12 protein-coding genes and 1 pseudogene are annotated in these 16,108 nt (G+C 48.5%); 6 read left to right on the top strand and 7 right to left on the bottom strand.

Annotation, left to right across the window (positions count from 1 at the left end; translation table 11 throughout):
- The first annotated feature begins 132 nt into the window (after nt 1-132).
- The gene (locus F0316_RS16395; protein ID WP_059260712.1) at nt 133-762 is read left to right on the top strand and encodes a LysE family translocator; all 630 of its coding nucleotides are present in this window, start codon (nt 133-135) and stop codon (nt 760-762) included.
- A gap of 71 nt (nt 763-833) precedes the next feature.
- On the opposite strand, the gene F0316_RS16390 is transcribed toward F0316_RS16395, so the two are convergent.
- Entirely contained in the window at nt 834-1,409 is a 576-nt protein-coding gene (locus F0316_RS16390) for a TetR/AcrR family transcriptional regulator (RefSeq protein ID WP_001261552.1), read from the bottom strand.
- A 149-nt stretch (nt 1,410-1,558) separates the two neighbouring features.
- Here F0316_RS16390 and F0316_RS16385 point away from each other — a divergent pair, with 149 nt between their 5' ends.
- Nucleotides 1,559-2,602 carry an alkene reductase gene (locus F0316_RS16385; protein WP_000129736.1) on the top strand — a complete coding sequence of 348 codons (1,044 nt, stop codon included), beginning with the start codon at nt 1,559-1,561 and terminating at the stop codon, nt 2,600-2,602.
- A gap of 87 nt (nt 2,603-2,689) precedes the next feature.
- On the opposite strand, the gene F0316_RS16380 is transcribed toward F0316_RS16385, so the two are convergent.
- Both F0316_RS16380 and vcaM read right to left on the bottom strand, forming a co-directional pair.
- Nucleotides 2,690-3,394, bottom strand: coding sequence for a DUF445 family protein (locus F0316_RS16380; protein WP_019829967.1), 705 nt, complete (start codon nt 3,392-3,394; stop codon nt 2,690-2,692).
- A 151-nt stretch (nt 3,395-3,545) separates the two neighbouring features.
- Nucleotides 3,546-5,405, bottom strand: coding sequence for a multidrug efflux ABC transporter VcaM (gene vcaM / locus F0316_RS16375; RefSeq protein ID WP_000475358.1), 1,860 nt, complete (start codon nt 5,403-5,405; stop codon nt 3,546-3,548).
- Nucleotides 5,406-5,776: 371 nt separating this feature from the next.
- Here vcaM and ctlX point away from each other — a divergent pair, with 371 nt between their 5' ends.
- Entirely contained in the window at nt 5,777-6,745 is a 969-nt protein-coding gene (gene ctlX / locus F0316_RS16370; protein WP_162796405.1) for a citrulline utilization hydrolase CtlX, read from the top strand.
- Nucleotides 6,746-6,830: 85 nt separating this feature from the next.
- Here the strand turns inward: ctlX and F0316_RS20030 are convergent.
- A pseudogene (locus F0316_RS20030) lies at nt 6,831-7,048 on the bottom strand (hypothetical protein); the annotation flags it as partial.
- A 253-nt stretch (nt 7,049-7,301) separates the two neighbouring features.
- Between F0316_RS20030 and F0316_RS16360 the strand changes: the two are divergent.
- From F0316_RS16360 to F0316_RS16350, 3 genes are all read left to right on the top strand, one after another.
- Nucleotides 7,302-7,763 (top strand): carboxymuconolactone decarboxylase family protein, encoded by a 462-nt coding sequence (locus F0316_RS16360; protein ID WP_001207963.1) that lies wholly within the window; start codon nt 7,302-7,304, stop codon nt 7,761-7,763.
- 40 nt (nt 7,764-7,803) lie between these two features.
- Nucleotides 7,804-8,526 carry an AraC family transcriptional regulator gene (locus F0316_RS16355; protein ID WP_000531273.1) on the top strand — a complete coding sequence of 241 codons (723 nt, stop codon included), beginning with the start codon at nt 7,804-7,806 and terminating at the stop codon, nt 8,524-8,526.
- A gap of 372 nt (nt 8,527-8,898) precedes the next feature.
- A complete protein-coding gene (locus F0316_RS16350) occupies nt 8,899-10,119 on the top strand; it encodes a DEAD/DEAH box helicase (protein ID WP_172626070.1) in 1,221 nt (406 codons plus the stop codon).
- A 78-nt stretch (nt 10,120-10,197) separates the two neighbouring features.
- On the opposite strand, the gene F0316_RS16345 is transcribed toward F0316_RS16350, so the two are convergent.
- The 3 genes from F0316_RS16345 to ppsA form a co-directional block, all read right to left on the bottom strand.
- Nucleotides 10,198-11,526, bottom strand: a complete 1,329-nt coding sequence (locus F0316_RS16345) for an MATE family efflux transporter (RefSeq protein ID WP_001195076.1) — start codon at nt 11,524-11,526, stop codon at nt 10,198-10,200.
- 363 nt (nt 11,527-11,889) lie between these two features.
- Nucleotides 11,890-13,446 carry a methyl-accepting chemotaxis protein gene (locus F0316_RS16340; RefSeq protein WP_032474085.1) on the bottom strand — a complete coding sequence of 519 codons (1,557 nt, stop codon included), beginning with the start codon at nt 13,444-13,446 and terminating at the stop codon, nt 11,890-11,892.
- Nucleotides 13,447-13,628: 182 nt separating this feature from the next.
- Nucleotides 13,629-16,001 (bottom strand): phosphoenolpyruvate synthase, encoded by a 2,373-nt coding sequence (gene ppsA, locus F0316_RS16335; RefSeq protein ID WP_172626069.1) that lies wholly within the window; start codon nt 15,999-16,001, stop codon nt 13,629-13,631.
- Between the last annotated feature and the right edge of the window lie 107 nt (nt 16,002-16,108).

The following is a 16,108-nucleotide window of genomic DNA, read 5'->3' as shown; positions in this document are numbered from 1 at the left end:
TTTGTATTAATCGAAATTCGCACTATTTTATCTCTGGCCAGAAATGAGTTTATTTGGATTATCTTTCATATGGAAATGGCGGTATGTCTCCTATAAAATCCGCCGCTTTCCAGCTTTAACAAGATTTTCAACATGATTGATGTTTCGGTATTACCAGTTTATCTCACCGCGGTATTGGCGCTGTTGCTGATCCCAGGGCCAGATATGCTGCTGATTGCGAGCTCTAGTATGAGCTACGGACGCCGAGTCGGTTTGTTTGCCAGCTTGGGCAATGCCACATCAGGGATGATTTTAACCTTACTCGCGGCGCTCGGGGTTTCTGCACTGATTGCCATGAACCCGTTGGCGCTCAATGTGCTGCATTTGTTGGGGGGAGCATACCTACTCAAAATGGCGTGGGATTGCCTGCGCGCCGATGCAGCGCAAGCGCCCACCTTGGATGAGGCACAAGCGGTAGCAAAAACCTTTTACCAACGCGCTTTAGTGAGTAATTTGCTGAACCCCAAAGCCTTGGTGTTCTTTGTGCTGTTTTTGCCACAGTTTGTTTCAACCAATATCGCAGCCAGCTCCGCCGAACAGATGTTCGCGCTGGGTATGGTGCTGAATGTGTGCGGCTTGCTGTTTAATCTGCTGCTAGTGGCTTTGATTGGTGTGTTTGGTCGCTCGCTAGTCGACAATCAGCGTTTTCGCACTTACCAGCACAAAGTGATGGGCGCGGTGTTTTTGCTGCTGGCGCTCTGGATGATCAGCGATTTTGTGTGATATCGCCAAAAAAGTGAAAAGCCACAGACCGCATCTGTGGCTTTTTTGTAGGAATTACCAACACTGGCGGATCAGCGAATCGCGTCCAACAGTTTATCGGCGAGCTTTCTGAGTAAGCCCTTTTCCGGCCGAGTGTGGGCAAACGAGCGCAAACCATAAATGCCCATCACCAAATATTCGGTGAGTAGCACGCAGTCACTGTCTGGGTTTATCTCGCCGCGCTGCTGTGCTTCTTGTAATTGCGCAAGCATGCCTTGCTTCCAAGTACCGACAGTTGCGCGGATCAGCGTTTCGACTTCTTCATCCTGACAAGAGAGTTCATTGAGCGCTTTTTGCAGCAAGCAATCTTTGATCTCATCGCGTTCACACTCATCCACCACCATCGCCATGTACTGCTCTAATCCCGCTAAGATGGTGGGATGTGCGGCGAAAATCGCATTAAATTCCGAGACGCGTTGTTTGGTGTATTGCTCAAGGGCAGCAATCAGCAAACCGCGCTTATTTTCAAATGCGCAGTAAATCGAGCCGGGGTGTAAACCGGTCACGCGTTTTAAATCTTGCATGCTGGTTTTGTTGAATCCTTTGGACATAAATTCATCCATCGCGGATCGCAACACCTGCTCTCGGTCAAATTCAGCTACTCGCACAACACACTCTCTTCATCGAACATGGCGCGATTCTAGCGCTAAACCTAGTCGATGACAAAGTATCTTGAACGTTCATTCAAAAAAGTTCTTGAACGATTGTTCAAGAATGATCTAGCATAAGCGCAACAGACAACCACAGGACAACTCAAATGACCGATATTCTTTTTCAGCCATACGCGCTCAATGATGTGATTACTTTAAACAACCGAATTGCGATGGCGCCACTGACGCGCTGCATGGCTGATGATGATTTGGTGCCGACCGATGCCATGGTGGCGTATTACGCACGCCGTGCCGATGCCGGACTGATCATTTCCGAAGCCACCATTATTCGCCCCGATGCTCAAGGCTACCCGAACACTCCGGGGCTGTTTACGCAAGCGCAAATTACCGGTTGGAAAAAAGTAACGGACGCCGTGCATGCCAACGGCGGTAAGATTTTCGCTCAGTTATGGCATACCGGACGCGTGGCTCACCCTGCCTTTTTTGCGGGTGAATACGTTCTAGCGCCTTCAGCTCTCGGTGTCGAAGGCAGCGTGCCACGCCGCCGCGAATTGCAGTACACAGTGCCGAAAGCGGCGAGCCAAGCGGAGATCAAGCAACTGGTGGCCGATTACGCACAAGCGGCGGAAAATGCACGCTTGGCGGGTTTTGATGGCGTCGAGATTCATGGCGCGAACGGCTATCTCATCGACCAGTTCCTGCATTTTGATTCGAACCAACGCAGCGATGAGTACGGCGAAACGCCGGCCAATATGGCGCGTTTTGCTTTGGAAGTGGTGGATGCGGTGATCGCACGTATTGGCGCAGAGCGCACTGCGCTGCGTGTGTCTCCGGGGGCGTATTTCAACATCAAAGCTGACCCGCGTGATCGTGAAGTGTTTGATTATTTACTGCCTGAGTTGGAAAAACGCAATTTGGCCTATCTGCATGAAGGGATGTTTGATGACAGCGTGACCTTTGATTTCTTAGGTGGTCGAGTGTCGACTTACTTGCGTCATCACTACTCAAAAACGCTGATGGGTGTCGGTGGTTTTAGCGCAGAAACGGGTGCGACTGCGATTGAAAATAATGAGTTTGATCTGCTCGCGATTGGTCGTCCATTTATCGCTAACCCAGATTACATCGCCCGTGTTCAAAAGGGTGAAGAGCTAAAAGCGTACCAAGATTCGATGTTAACGGAGCTTTACTAACTCGGTGTTTTTCCTTTATTGATAAAATCAGCCCCATTATTGGGGCTGATTTTTTTTAGGTTTACAGTGCAGATGTTTAAACCAAAGTTAAACCAAAGCCGCGGAAACAAGGCCAATCACGCCACCAAACACGCCGCCCCAAATCACCAGCCAGCCTAGATGCTCTTTGATCATCTTCTGCACGATCTCTTTGACCAGTTGCGGAGTCAGCTCATTTAAGCGCTGATCTATGATGCCTTCGATATTGGCTTTGATTTCATCCAGCATCGCTGGGGATTCCAGTTGCTCCTTTAGGGCTTCACGTACTGACTCGCTTTGGCTCATCTCGACAAGCGCCGTTTGCATCTTCTCCACAAAGGGCTGTTTCAGTGGTTCAAGCGCGGTCGCGCCGCCAAACATCGCCAGCATGCCACCAAAGGAGGATTGGCTTATCACTTCGACGAGCGAATCAAAGGTCGGGTTGAAATCGACTTTGGCGATCACCGGTTGCAAATCAAGGTTCAGCGCGCCATTCATCTCTTTATTGAGGAAACGGTCGATATTGGAATCGGTAAAAAACTGCTCCATCATCAGGTTTTTGATGGCGGCTTTGAAATCTTCAAAACGTGCGGGAATCACGCCGGAGCCATACAGTCCCGGCACTTTTTCAAACAGCATATGGATGGCGAGCCAGTTGGTGATCGCGCCAGAAAAGGCAAACAGCCCCGCATAAAAGGCATAGTGGTTAGGCAGGAAATAGCCGACACCCATCAGGGCCAGCGCCACTACATTGGTAATAAGGCTTTTATTCATAGTGTTCTCTAAGTTACTCAAAGTCATACCTTGGCATAACGGCCAAGCACTTTTCGGTTAATGCATGGAAAAAGTAGCGAAATTCTAAGTCAAAAGCCCTGAAAGAGGAAAGCCCGCGAATGGTCGCGGGCTTATTCAGTGTTGATTGGAATTATGCCAGTATGGCTTCTTCTACTTCGTCTTCATCACAGCCGATAAAGCCACCGGTTTGATGCGCCCACAGGTGAGCATAAATGCCGTTTTGCGCAATCAACTCTTGGTGAGTGCCTTGCTCAACAATTTGGCCTTTATCGAGCACGATCAGGCGATCCATCGCCGCGATGGTCGACAGACGGTGGGCAATCGCAATCACGGTTTTGCCCTGCATCAGCTCATTGAGGCTCTCTTGAATCGCCGCTTCCACTTCAGAATCGAGCGCGGAAGTCGCTTCATCCAGCACCAACAGTGGCGCATCTTTGAGCAAAACGCGAGAGATCGCAATCCGCTGACGTTGCCCGCCGGAGAGTTTGACGCCACGTTCACCGACCTGTGCATCGTAACCGCTGTTGCCATGCGGATCGGTCAAACCGAGGATGAACTCATGGGCGTGGGCTTGCGCCGTTGCTTTCAAAAGCTGCTCTTCGGTGGCGTTCGGATTGCCGTACAAAATGTTGTCGCGAATGGAGCGGTGCAGCAGTGACGTATCTTGTGTCACCATGCCGATTTTGCTGCGCAGCGATTCTTGGGTCACTTCCGAAATCGGCTGACCATCAATCAAAATCCGGCCGCTCTCTACATCATGAAAACGCAGTAACAGGTTCACCAAGGTCGATTTACCGGCTCCAGAGCGCCCCACCAAACCGACTTTTTCACCCGGTTTGATGTTGAGATTGAGATGGTTGATCACGCCTTTGTTTTCACCGTAGTGGAAGCTCACATCATCAAACGTAATGCCACCATGCTTAACCACCAAGGGTTTCGCGTCAGGTTTGTCGGTGACGGTGATGGGTTTGCCCAGCATGGTCATGCCATCGACAACGGTACCGATGTTTTCAAACAGGGCGCTGACTTCCCACATGATCCACTTAGACATGCCGTTGATACGCAAGGATAAACTGACCGCAACCGCAATGGCACCGACGCTGATGGCGCTGGTGGTCCACAGATAAATCGATAGGGCAGCAATGGTAAACACCAATAAGTAGTTGGCCATTTCTACCCAAATATTAAAACCGGTCACCAAACGCATTTGGCGATGGACGGTGCCCAGAAAATCTTGCATGCCTTCTTCGGCGTATTGCGTTTCACGTTGACTGTGCGAAAACAGCTTTACCGTCATAATGTTGGTGTAGCTATCGACGATACGGCCGCTCATCAGTGAGCGGGCATCGGCTTGCTCGGAAGCGACTTTTTTCAGCTTAGGTACGTAATACATCTGCACCGTAACGTAAATCGCCAGCCAAATCAGCATCGGGATCATTAAGCGCCAATCGGCCTGCGCCAAAATCACTACAATCGCGGTGAAATAAACCATCACATACACAAACACATCGAGACTTTTCATCACGGTTTCACGTACCGCGAGCGCCGTTTGCATCACTTTGGTTGAGATGCGCCCTGCAAATTCGTCTTGATAAAACGACACGCTTTGCTTGAGTAGATAGCGGTGCGCCAACCAACGGATCGACATCGGGTAGTTACCGAGCAAAGATTGGTGGATCAGCAGTGAATAGAAAGCGATCAGTAGCGGCATGCCGACCAATACCAATAAGCCTAACCCAATCAAAGTGCTCTGGTTCTCGACTAAAAAGGTGTCTGGCGAGCTAGTGGAAAGCCAGTCCACCAGTTGGCCCATAAAGCCAAACAGAGAGACCTCGATAATCGCGATCGCCGTACTGAGTAACGCCATCACGATCAATGGTTTTTCAAAACCGCGAGTGTAGTGGCGACAAAAAGCCCACAAAGTGTTGGGTGGGCGTTGGGGTTCACCTTTGGGAAAAGGGTCGGTGAAACCTTCAAATAGCTTAAACATGAACAAGATCCTTGCTGTGATAGGGCGGCAGTGAGGGAGAGAGCACGCGTGCGAGCGTCCGCCAAAATGTGATTTTCTGTTAAAACGGAAGCAGTATAACGTTATCCATTGGTGACTTGAAGTTATACCCTTGCGAGTTGAAGCTACCACACCAAGTCGTTTGGTTTCGGTTGTGCGAGCCAATCCGCTTGGCGTGTTATTTCTAAGCGAATCCAGCCGATGTCATCCATAACGCCAGCAAATTTGACTGTGATGAACCTTTTTTTCAGTAAAAAGATAAAATTTATCGATTGAAATTCATCAAAATCAGCAAATCTTTAGTTAACATTCTGTTTACACTTTTGGGGTGAAATCGGTGATGAGTGCCTATTATGAATGTTCATCTACAACCCAATATGTTGATTCCGCGCTCTGCTGCGCAAACGGCTCGCGCTGTCGTTATGGTGCCGCCAAAAGAGTTCGGCTTTAATGCGCAAACTGCGCAAGATAATGCCTTTCAAAACCCGTTGGCACTCAGCGCTGAAACCATTTTGCAGCGCGCTATGGCCGAATTTAACGCCATGGTAAACGGTCTTCGCCAAGCGGACGTTGATGTTGTGATATTTGATTACCCCCTAGGCCAAGGTGCAACGCCGGATGCGGTGTTCCCCAATAACTGGTTTAGTACCACTGAGGCGGGCGAGCTATTTTTGTTCCCAATGGCGTGCGCCAACCGCCGTTTGGAAGTACGCCCTGAAGCTTTGATTGATACCTTACAAAAGCAAGGCTTTGCTGTGAAAAAACAGCACTCTTTGCTGGCGTTTACTGAGCAGCACGCTTTTTTAGAAAGTACTGGAGTGATGGTAATGGATCACCCCAATCGCACCATTTATGCGGGGCTTTCACAGCGCTGCGATCGTGAAGTGTTGGAAGTGTATGCCGAACAGATCGGCTATTCGCGCGTGGTGTCGTTCCAAACTCGATTGCCGTCTGGCTCGCCGATTTATCACACCAATGTGATGATGGCGATAGGTGAGCATTTCTGCGTGATTTGCGATGAAGCGATCCCCGAATATGAGCGCCGATTTGTCGTAAAGTCGCTGGCTAAAGATAAACAGGTAATTTCGATTTCGATTGAGCAGATGAACCACTTCTGCGGCAATATCCTGCAACTCGAAACCGCTGACGGCCAGAAAGTGATCGCGATGTCGCAATCCGCTTATGAAGCCTTTACGCTTACGCAACTCAATCAACTTGCCACTCACGGTAAGTTGCTGCCTTTCGCCGTACCGACTATAGAAACCATCGGCGGTGGCAGTGTGCGCTGTATGTTGGCTGAGTTGTTCTTGCCCAAAGGTTAACTAAGACTCTTACTGCCTGAATACCCACTCCATTTACGAAATGCATGGCGAAAGTTTGCTGAATCTGAAAAACCAACGCGTTCAGATAATGCTGCATGTTGTTTAGTTTACCGTGACGATTGATGAGAGAGCTATGACAGTGAGGGCATTAAGGGTTGTCTATTATTCGTGGTTCTAAATCGCGAATAATCTGAGACCTTGAGTCAGTTTTTCAACGTAAGTTGACTGGTTATCAGTGAGCTCAGAAAGCAGCCCGATTAGATTGCGAAATTCAAAATAGGACCGACATTTAGGTGCTTGCAGCCCCTATTAGGTGAAGTGGCTAAAATTTTATGTATTGAGCATTCGCAATACATTGCTATCTATTCAGGGCAACCGAACGTGTGTGCAACTTTTGATTAATTAGAGCAATTTATCCTTCAACGACTAAAAAACATTGAACAGTAGATGTTTCTATACATTCGTGAGCTGAACTTACGCAATGTCGGAATAATTCAATACTGTTTTTGCTCGAAAAGTTATCGTGTTTCACAACAACCATAAAAGGAGACAAAAGATGGCTTTACGTGCAAATTATATAGGGCTAGCACCCAAAGCAATGCAGATTCTTATGGAACAAGAAAGCTATTTACGAGCGCAATTTCAAAATTCAGAAACGGTGACCGTTTCTGTATGGGAACTGATTAAACTGAGAATCTCACAGATTAATCAGTGTGCTTTCTGTATTGATATGCATAGTAAAGATGCGATTGCTCAAGGCGAAACTTCAGAACGTATTATTGGTTTAAATGCATGGCGTGATATGCCATTGTATTCGGATATAGAGATAGCCTCGTTGGAGTTCGCCGAACATTTAACTAGCGGTAAAGTGGTAGATGAGCGGAGTTATCAAAAAGTACGCGATACATTGGGTGAGCAAGCTCTAGTTGACTTAACGATTGCCATTAACGCGATAAATAGTTGGAATCGAATTGTTAAAACATTTAAACCGGAGGTAGGCAGCTATAAGCCAGAATAGAGAGTCCAATCCAGAATTTGATTTTCAGCTGTCCCGACCTGTGGGGCAGCTTTCTGCGTTGATACAAGGTATATGGTCTGTTTCTGTTCCTGATTTTCGATCTGAACCCATCACAAAATGTCTATATTCTGATGCAGGCAGTGGGCTTCTATTCCATTTGGCTGGTGAAGTAAAAATAGGTGACAAATGGCTCCCTCAAGGCATTGTTATCTTGCCCATCAGTAAAATATCAGAAAAGGTCACCCTTTCACCCGGAGCTCAGCTGGCTGGCTTACGTTTTCTTCCTGCGATTGGTTATGGTCTGGTAGAGCAGCACTTTACTCGTCCAACGTTATTAACCGCTGATATTGGTCATCTTCATGAACTCGATGTCCTTTACGCTACGCTACAACTTGAGACAGGGAATCAAGGTCGAATTGAGATGCTTCATAAATGGGCAAGTAAAAGTTTCCAACTTAGCAACATTATTCCCAACTCCCTCAAACAGGCTCTGGAATGTATCGACCATGATGCGACGTTACAAGGTGTAGATGAACTTGTTGCATTGAGCCAGAGGCAAATTGAACGGCTTTTTAAACATTGGATGAATATTTCGCCAAAGCAGTATCAGCGTATTTTAAGAGTCCAAAGAACCGTCAACTATTTACGCCAAAACAAAGGCGTTAGTCTGGTGGAAGTTTCTCAACAATTTGGCTTTAGCGATCAAGCTCATATGACGAGAGAATTTCGTGCAATTGCCTGTATCACGCCTGGGAAAGTGTAGATTGGAGGACACTTTAGCATATGTGACCACTGATGAGATCTATCTAAGTAATCAGGATTTTATTTAATTCTAAGCAAATAAGTAAGATATCCCCTTCCTACTTGAAGTTGTAGCGGTGTTGGTTACGTTTGTTCACTCCAATCACATTGTCTGTCTATGCTCATGAGGATGAACTCACTTGCCACCTACCTGCAACTCCAAGTAGTTTGGGTATAGCAATTAAAAATTTAGCATTAATTGGGGTTTTCTTTTTAACGCTTGGTCATCCGCTGGAGCTGAAAAGAGTGACATTTCCCAAATCGGCTTGTGATAAAGTCCACGCCTGCGATAATTCGCTCAAATTGTTTTTTTGAATACTCAGGTACCCAACACATGTCATTTTCCTCTCTCGCGTTAAGCGCCGATCTAATCCAAGCTCTGCCTAAAGAGATCACCCAACCCACAGCTATTCAAACTTTGGTGATCCCTGCCATGTTAACGGGCAAAGATGTGTTGGCGTTGGCGAATACGGGAAGTGGTAAAACCTTGGCTTACGGTCTGCCTCTGCTTGAACGTTTAAAAACTAGCCCTGAGCAGCAAGCCTTAGTGTTGGTACCCACGCGTGAATTAGCCATGCAGGTGAGCGAGGTGCTCACTCAGGTTGGTACACCGTTAGGACTGAACACGCTCTGCTTGTGCGGTGGGGTAGATAAGACTGAGCAGCAAAATGCGCTGGCTGAGAACCCGAATATTCTGGTGGCAACCACGGGGCGTTTGTTCGATTTAACCCAAAGTGGATTGAGCTTGAACCGCGTAACGACGTTGGTGTTAGACGAAGCCGATCGTCTGCTCGACATGGGGTTTTGGCCACAAGTACAAGCGTTAGCAAGCCAAACCGCCGATGTGCGCCAAACCGTGATGTGTTCTGCGACCTTCTCTGATGATTTGAAACTTAAAGCGCAGCAATTGATGCGTGCGCCAACCCAAGTCTCTGCTAATCCTGAAAACAGCATCAACCAAGCAGTGCAAGAAACGCTGTATTTGGTGAACAAAGGCAGTAAAACGCAAGCTTTGGTAGCCCTTTTAAAGCAGCACCAATGGCCGCAAGTGCTGGTGTTTATCGGCGCAAAAGAGAATGCCGATAGTTTGACCAAAAAACTCAACAAAGCGGGCATAGTGGCCACTGCGCTGCATGGTGATAAAAGCCAAACGCAGCGTGAAGCGGCACTGGCAGAGTTTAAAAACGGCACAACCCAAGTGTTGATTGCCACCGATCTGCTCGCTCGCGGCATTCATATTGAGCAGCTTCCCGTTGTGATCAACTTTGAATTGCCGATGCATGCGGAAACGTACGTGCACCGTGTAGGCCGCACCGCCAGAGCGGGGCAGCAAGGCATTGCGCTCTCGTTAGTGTGTCACGGAGAAATGGATGCACTGAATGCGATTCGTACCCTAACCCAACGTCAATTACCTGTGCAGAATCTAGATGGTTTCCCGGTTACCGATCAGCCATCGACCGGTGAAAGCAAACGTGCTCCGCGTGATAAGCAAGCTAACCGTCGCACGCAAAATAAAAAGAGCGTTAAGCAGTTTCAGGGAAAGACGCGGACGTAAGTCAATCGAGTAGGCAATATTGGTAGGGAATTGATATTAAAACTGCCTTCTTAGAAGGCAGTTTTTTACACATTAAACCTAAGCGGAGGTGTGATGTGCTCCTTCGAGCTGACGTAAAGCTTTTTGATAAGCGAGCCATGCTGCCCAACCAGCAATAATATTGCCGACTAACGCACCAATAAAAAGCCCCTCGATTCCGTAGAAATGGGCACCGAGCCACAAACAAGGTAAGTAAAAAGCAAATAAGCGCAGCGCTGAAATAGTCAGGGCCACGTAAGACTTCCCAAGCGCGTTAGCGACGGACACCATCAACATACAGATCCCGAGTGCGCCGAGGCTGATCGGGACAATCACTAAGTGTAAATTCAGTATTTGGCTCACTTCGGTTTCGCTGGTCATCAGCTCAGCTAACGGTGTGGCAAAAACATACGTCACCAGAGCGATCAGCAGTTGAAAACCTAACACAAATTGACAGGCGATCCGTACCAATTGCCGAATGTGGGTGATCTCTTTAGCCCCTAACATGCGACCAATCATAGGCGGCAGTGACATGGTCATCGCTAACACGGCCACTAAGGCGAAAAACTCAAAGCGTGAGCCAAGTGCCCATGCGGCGACGGCGGCAGTACCAAAACTTGCCAGTAATTTGGTGGCAAACATGGAAGAGAGCGGAGGTAACAGTTGGCTTAACATCGCCGGTCCCATGATATGGCCAAGTGCAGTGAGGCTTTGCGAGATATTGAGATCTTGCCACTGATAACTCGTCCATTGGCGCTGGGCAACCTTAGGTGCGACGATAGCGATACCGACGCCAAAAGCAATAATGGTCGCGATCGCTGCACCATCAATTCCAAGATCGAAGGTAAAGATAAAAATCGGGTCGAGGATGAGGTTGAGCACACTGGTCACCATCATCAAAGTGCCTGGCAGTAGAGTATTGCCATTGGCGCGGCAGACACTGTAATAGAAGTAGAGCATAGCGCCTGTCCATGCACTGGCAAGCCACCAGAGCCAGTAGTGATCTATGATGGCAAAGACGGTTTCCGGGGCGCCGAGCAGGCCAAGCAAAGGTTGGCGTAATAGGTAAAGCACAAGGGCTATCAGCGCTACGCCAATACCACCGATAACGATCACCAAACCGCCTAACTGTTTAGCGTATTCGGTTTTTCCTGCACCGATGGCTCGAGAAATCACCGCTGTGGTGGCGATACCTAAACCGACTTGAATACCGATGATCACCATCTGAATCGGCATGGTAAAGCCTTGAGCCGCAAGAGGTAGAACCCCGAGCTGGCCGATAAAAGCGCTGTCAACTAACTGAAAGCTCATCAGTGACAGGACGCCAAACAGCATAGGCCAAGTCATCTGAAATAACTGCTTGGCTAAATAAGACGTTGAAGTTTGCATATACACTCGCACTTAATGGGGAGAATCCCCCTTATTTGTGGAGCCGCAGTGGTTACCTGAGTACACCTCAAGCATAGAGTGTTTCTATGCTCATGGGGATGAGCTCACTGACCGTCTACCTGCAACTCCAAGTCGTTTGGGCATAGACCTTATGTTGGGGTGAAATGGCTTTTCACAAGAAGGAAAGTGCAATTGTCACGGAAATGTTACGTTTTCATCAAGAGAGCTCGCGTTTAAAAAACTCGCCCCAAGCGATCTTGGGGCGAGTTTTTCTATCACTTACATACCCTTCTGACTTGAGGCTGTAATACCAAGCCGTTTGAGTCTACCCAGCGAGCGGATTAAACAGCTCTTGCGCTTTGTTTATACTCGGCGGAACTGTGCAACCAAGCTGGTTTGCTGGGCAAGGTTGTGTGCCAGTTGACGACACTCATTTTGGGTGTTTTCGGCTAATCCTAGAGTTTCCGTTGAGACATCACTGATGGATTGCACACTACGGTTCATATCTTCCGTTACATTGGCCATTTCTTCGATGGCGGTCGCGATTTGCTCATTACGCATCGTAATATCTGAAACTTGTGAGAGTAGAGCTGTCAGCTTGTCTCCTGATAAATGTGCGTTGTCTACACAAGATACAGAGAGCTTATTACCTTGCTCAATCGTCTCTACAGCATTGCGGGTACTGGTTTGAATTGAGGTGATGACTTCTTGGATCTCTTTCGTCGATTCGGTGCTGCGCTGAGCGAGTTTACGAACTTCATCGGCAACCACAGCAAAACCGCGTCCTTGATCGCCAGCACGCGCCGCTTCAATGGCCGCATTCAGTGCTAACAAGTTGGTTTGCTCAGCAATACTCTGAATCACTTCCATGACTTGACCAATCATCGCACTTTGTGAAGAGAGCTGCTCAATCACAGAAGACGCAGTTTTCATCTGGCTTGCCATTTCACCTATCGCATCGACGGTTTGCTCGACCGCATGCATACCATCTCGAGCGGCATTTTTTGCATGAACAGTGGCATCTGAGGCGGCTTGTGCATTGTGCGCAATCTCAGTGGCGGTGATATTCATCTGAGTGATCGCGGTGGCTAACTGCTCGGTCTCGCGAGTTTGAGCATCAAGATTATCTGCTGTCGTTGCACTGTTTTGGGACGACATTTTGGCTGCCTCACCAATTTGAATGCTGGAATCTTGAATACGACCTACTACTGCATTGAGTTCGGATTGGCGCATTTTCATCGCGAGTTGGATCTCAGATAAATCATCGACTCGACCGTTGTAAACCAGTTCCATCAGTGGGTTATCGAAGACTTTGCGCGCTTCTTGTGAAAGGGTTTCTAAGCGGCGAGTAAATTGATAGGCCATGAGGATGGTTAACACAAGCATCAATGGTAGACCTGCACCAGCGAAGAATCGATCCGCCGCAAAACTGATACCTGCCACTACGATAAAACCGAGCCCTAAACGCTGCCATAGGCGAGTGCGTGGCATTTTTAACTGCCAAGGTGTTTTGCCTGCTTTGATCTCTTTGTAGAGCTTATCCGCATTATCGACATGCTGCCGACTCGGACATAAACGAACCGACTGGTATTCCACTACCTTGCCATTTTCTTTAATCGGTGAAGCAAAGGCATCCACCCAATAATGGTCGCCATTTTTGCAGCGGTTCTTCACCATTCCCATCCAAGATTTGCCAGCCTTGAGGTGTTCCCACATGTCTTTAAACGCTTCAGGCGGCATATCGGGGTGACGAACCATGTTATGTGGTTGGTTTACGAGCTCATCAAGCGTGTAACCGGCGACATCACAAAACTCTTTACTGGCGTATTTGATATGACTGCTGAGAGTGGTGGTCGAAAGAAGATTGAAGTGAGGTGGATAGGTGACTTCCTTTTGAGTAACAGGTTGGTTATTGCGCATAAAAGAGCTCCATTCAATAGTTCCTGTTACGCCAAATGCTGTGCGTTGTGATTGTGATTATCGTTGTCTTTAACGTATAGGTGGGGTTATGTCGCGAAGCAAGTGAGGAAAGCGAAATTTTATGTGACTAGAGGCAGAGTAAAAACTCTGCCTCTGTTCAAGTAGGTTTGGTATACCTTAGATTAACGTTTAGACACAGCGCCCAGTTTCAGCCAAGTATCAATTACCGTGTCTGGGTTGAGAGAAACAGAGCTGATGCCTTGTTCCATGAGCCACTGTGCAAGGTCATCGTGATCCGATGGTCCCTGACCACAAATACCCACGTATTTTCCAGCGCGCGTTGCCGCATCAATCGCCATTTTCAGCATGATTTTTACCGCAGGATTGCGTTCATCAAACAGATGAGCTACATCGCCAGAATCACGATCCAGTCCTAAAGTGAGCTGAGTCATATCGTTCGATCCGATGGAAAAACCATCAAAGAATTTCAAAAACTCATCGGCGAGAACTGCGTTGGAAGGCAGCTCGCACATCATGATCACTTTCAAACCTTGTTCGCCACGGCGTAAACCAAATTTCGCGAGCAGATCGATCACCGCTTCGGCTTCACCTGTGGTGCGCACAAATGGGATCATCACTTCGACGTTTTTCAACCCCATTTCATGGCGGACACGTTTGATGGCTTGCGTCTCCAGCTCAAAACAGTCTTCAAACACGGGAGAGATGTAACGCGATGCGCCACGGAAACCAAGCATCGGGTTCTCTTCGTGAGGTTCAAATTCACTGCCGCCAAGTAAGTTGCTGTACTCATTCGATTTAAAATCGGACATACGCACAATCACCCGTTTTGGCCAGAAGGCAGCCGCGATGGTGGCGATCCCTTCGGTCAGCTTACTGACGTAGAAATCAATCGGGTCACGATAGCCGCGGATGCGATCTAGGATCTGCGTTTGCAATTCGGCACTTTGCGCATCGAAATTGAGCAGCGCTTTTGGGTGGATACCAATCATCTTATTGATGATGAACTCTAAGCGAGCCAGCCCCACGCCTTCGTTCGGGATCTGCGCGAAATCAAAGGCGCGATCGGGATTACCCACGTTCATCATCACTTTGGTGGGCAGCATCGGCAGCTCATCTACTGAAGAGCGGCGCACCGCGAAATCCAACTGGCCTGCATACACATAACCGGTTTCTCCTTCTGCGCAGGAAACGGTGACTTGTGCGCCATCGCTCAGGCGACGCGTGGCATCACCACAACCGACAATCGCAGGAATTCCCAATTCACGAGCAATGATCGCCGCGTGACAAGTTCGTCCGCCACGGTTAGTAACAATCGCGGCTGCTTTCTTCATCACCGGTTCCCAATCGGGGTCCGTCATATCGGTGACGAGTACATCGCCTTGCTGCACGAGCGACATTTGATCCAGAGAATCGACCAAACGTACGGTACCACTGCCAATGCGCTGACCAATCGCGCGGCCTTCGAGTAGCACAGAGGCCTTATGGCTCAGCTCATAGCGCTCAATCACGTTCTGTTCGCTCTGTGAACAGACGGTTTCTGGGCGAGCTTGAACTATGTAGAGCTTACCGTCGATGCCATCTTTCGCCCACTCAATATCCATCGGACGTTGGTAGTGTTTTTCAATGATCAACGCTTGTTTAGCCAGCTCTTGGATCTCGGCATCGGTCAATGAGAACTGGTTACGCTCGTGTGCGGAGGTATCGACGACTTCCACTTGCTTGCCAATCACTTGGCTGTTGGCGTAGATCATTTTGCTCAGCTTGGAGCCAAACGTTTTTTTGACAATCGCAGGATAGCCCGCTTCGAGCAGCGGCTTGTGCACGTAAAACTCATCTGGGTTAACTGCGCCTTGTACCACCATTTCACCTAAGCCCCAAGCTGCAGTGATAAACACCACTTTGTCGAAGCCAGATTCGGTATCGAGCGTAAACATCACGCCTGAGGCGGCTTTATCCGAACGTACCATGCGCTGAATGCCTGCCGAGAGCGCAATGCCGCGATGGTCGAAACCTTGATGAACACGATAAGAAATAGCGCGATCGTTAAACAACGAAGCGTACACATGCTTGGTTGCTTCCAGTACCGCATCAATGCCTTTGACGTTAAGAAACGTCTCTTGCTGACCTGCAAACGAGGCATCAGGCAAGTCCTCTGCAGTGGCGGATGAGCGCACCGCAACCGACAATTCGCTGTTGCCATCAATCAGTTGGTTGTAATTGGTGCGGATCTCTTGTTCCAGCTCGGCTGGGAAGGGGGCTTGTAAAATCCATTGACGAATCGCGGCACCGGTTTTACGCAGCGCGTCGACATCGTCAACATCCAACTCGTCGAGCAATTGGTGAATACGTTCATCGAGTCCTTCAAAATCGAGGAATTGGTTGAAGGCATACGCGGTGGTGGCAAAGCCATTGGGCACGGAAACGCCAGCGTTGGCAAGGTTAGAAACCATTTCGCCGAGCGAGGCATTTTTCCCGCCGACTTTATCCACATCTTGCATGGATAGGCTATCAAACCAGAGGGTGTTCTTTTGCATGTCTTTCTCCAGAAACATTGCAGCTTGTAGGGTTGGCAATCGTTTGCTTCTCTTGGCAAAAAAATTCGCGAAGGAATTTTCAAAGCTGTGGGAGAGGCGCTGGAATG

The organism is Vibrio cholerae, from assembly GCF_008369605.1.
GTDB lineage: Bacteria > Pseudomonadota > Gammaproteobacteria > Enterobacterales > Vibrionaceae > Vibrio > Vibrio cholerae.
This window is presented reverse-complemented; position numbering and strand designations above follow the sequence as displayed.

Excerpts from the sequence above, each read along its gene's own strand:
- F0316_RS16345 (WP_001195076.1), bottom strand. The coding sequence starts at position 11,526 with ATGCAAACTTCAACGTCTTATTTAGCCAAGCAGTTATTTCAGATGACT.
- F0316_RS16340 (WP_032474085.1), bottom strand. The coding sequence starts at position 13,446 with ATGCGCAATAACCAACCTGTTACTCAAAAGGAAGTCACCTATCCACCT.
- F0316_RS16360 (WP_001207963.1), top strand. The coding sequence starts at position 7,302 with ATGGCTTTACGTGCAAATTATATAGGGCTAGCACCCAAAGCAATGCAG.
- F0316_RS16380 (WP_019829967.1), bottom strand. The coding sequence starts at position 3,394 with ATGAATAAAAGCCTTATTACCAATGTAGTGGCGCTGGCCCTGATGGGT.
- F0316_RS16350 (WP_172626070.1), top strand. The coding sequence starts at position 8,899 with ATGTCATTTTCCTCTCTCGCGTTAAGCGCCGATCTAATCCAAGCTCTG.
- vcaM (WP_000475358.1), bottom strand. The coding sequence starts at position 5,405 with ATGTTTAAGCTATTTGAAGGTTTCACCGACCCTTTTCCCAAAGGTGAA.
- ppsA (WP_172626069.1), bottom strand. The coding sequence starts at position 16,001 with ATGCAAAAGAACACCCTCTGGTTTGATAGCCTATCCATGCAAGATGTG.
- F0316_RS16395 (WP_059260712.1), top strand. The coding sequence starts at position 133 with ATGATTGATGTTTCGGTATTACCAGTTTATCTCACCGCGGTATTGGCG.
- F0316_RS16385 (WP_000129736.1), top strand. The coding sequence starts at position 1,559 with ATGACCGATATTCTTTTTCAGCCATACGCGCTCAATGATGTGATTACT.
- ctlX (WP_162796405.1), top strand. The coding sequence starts at position 5,777 with ATGAATGTTCATCTACAACCCAATATGTTGATTCCGCGCTCTGCTGCG.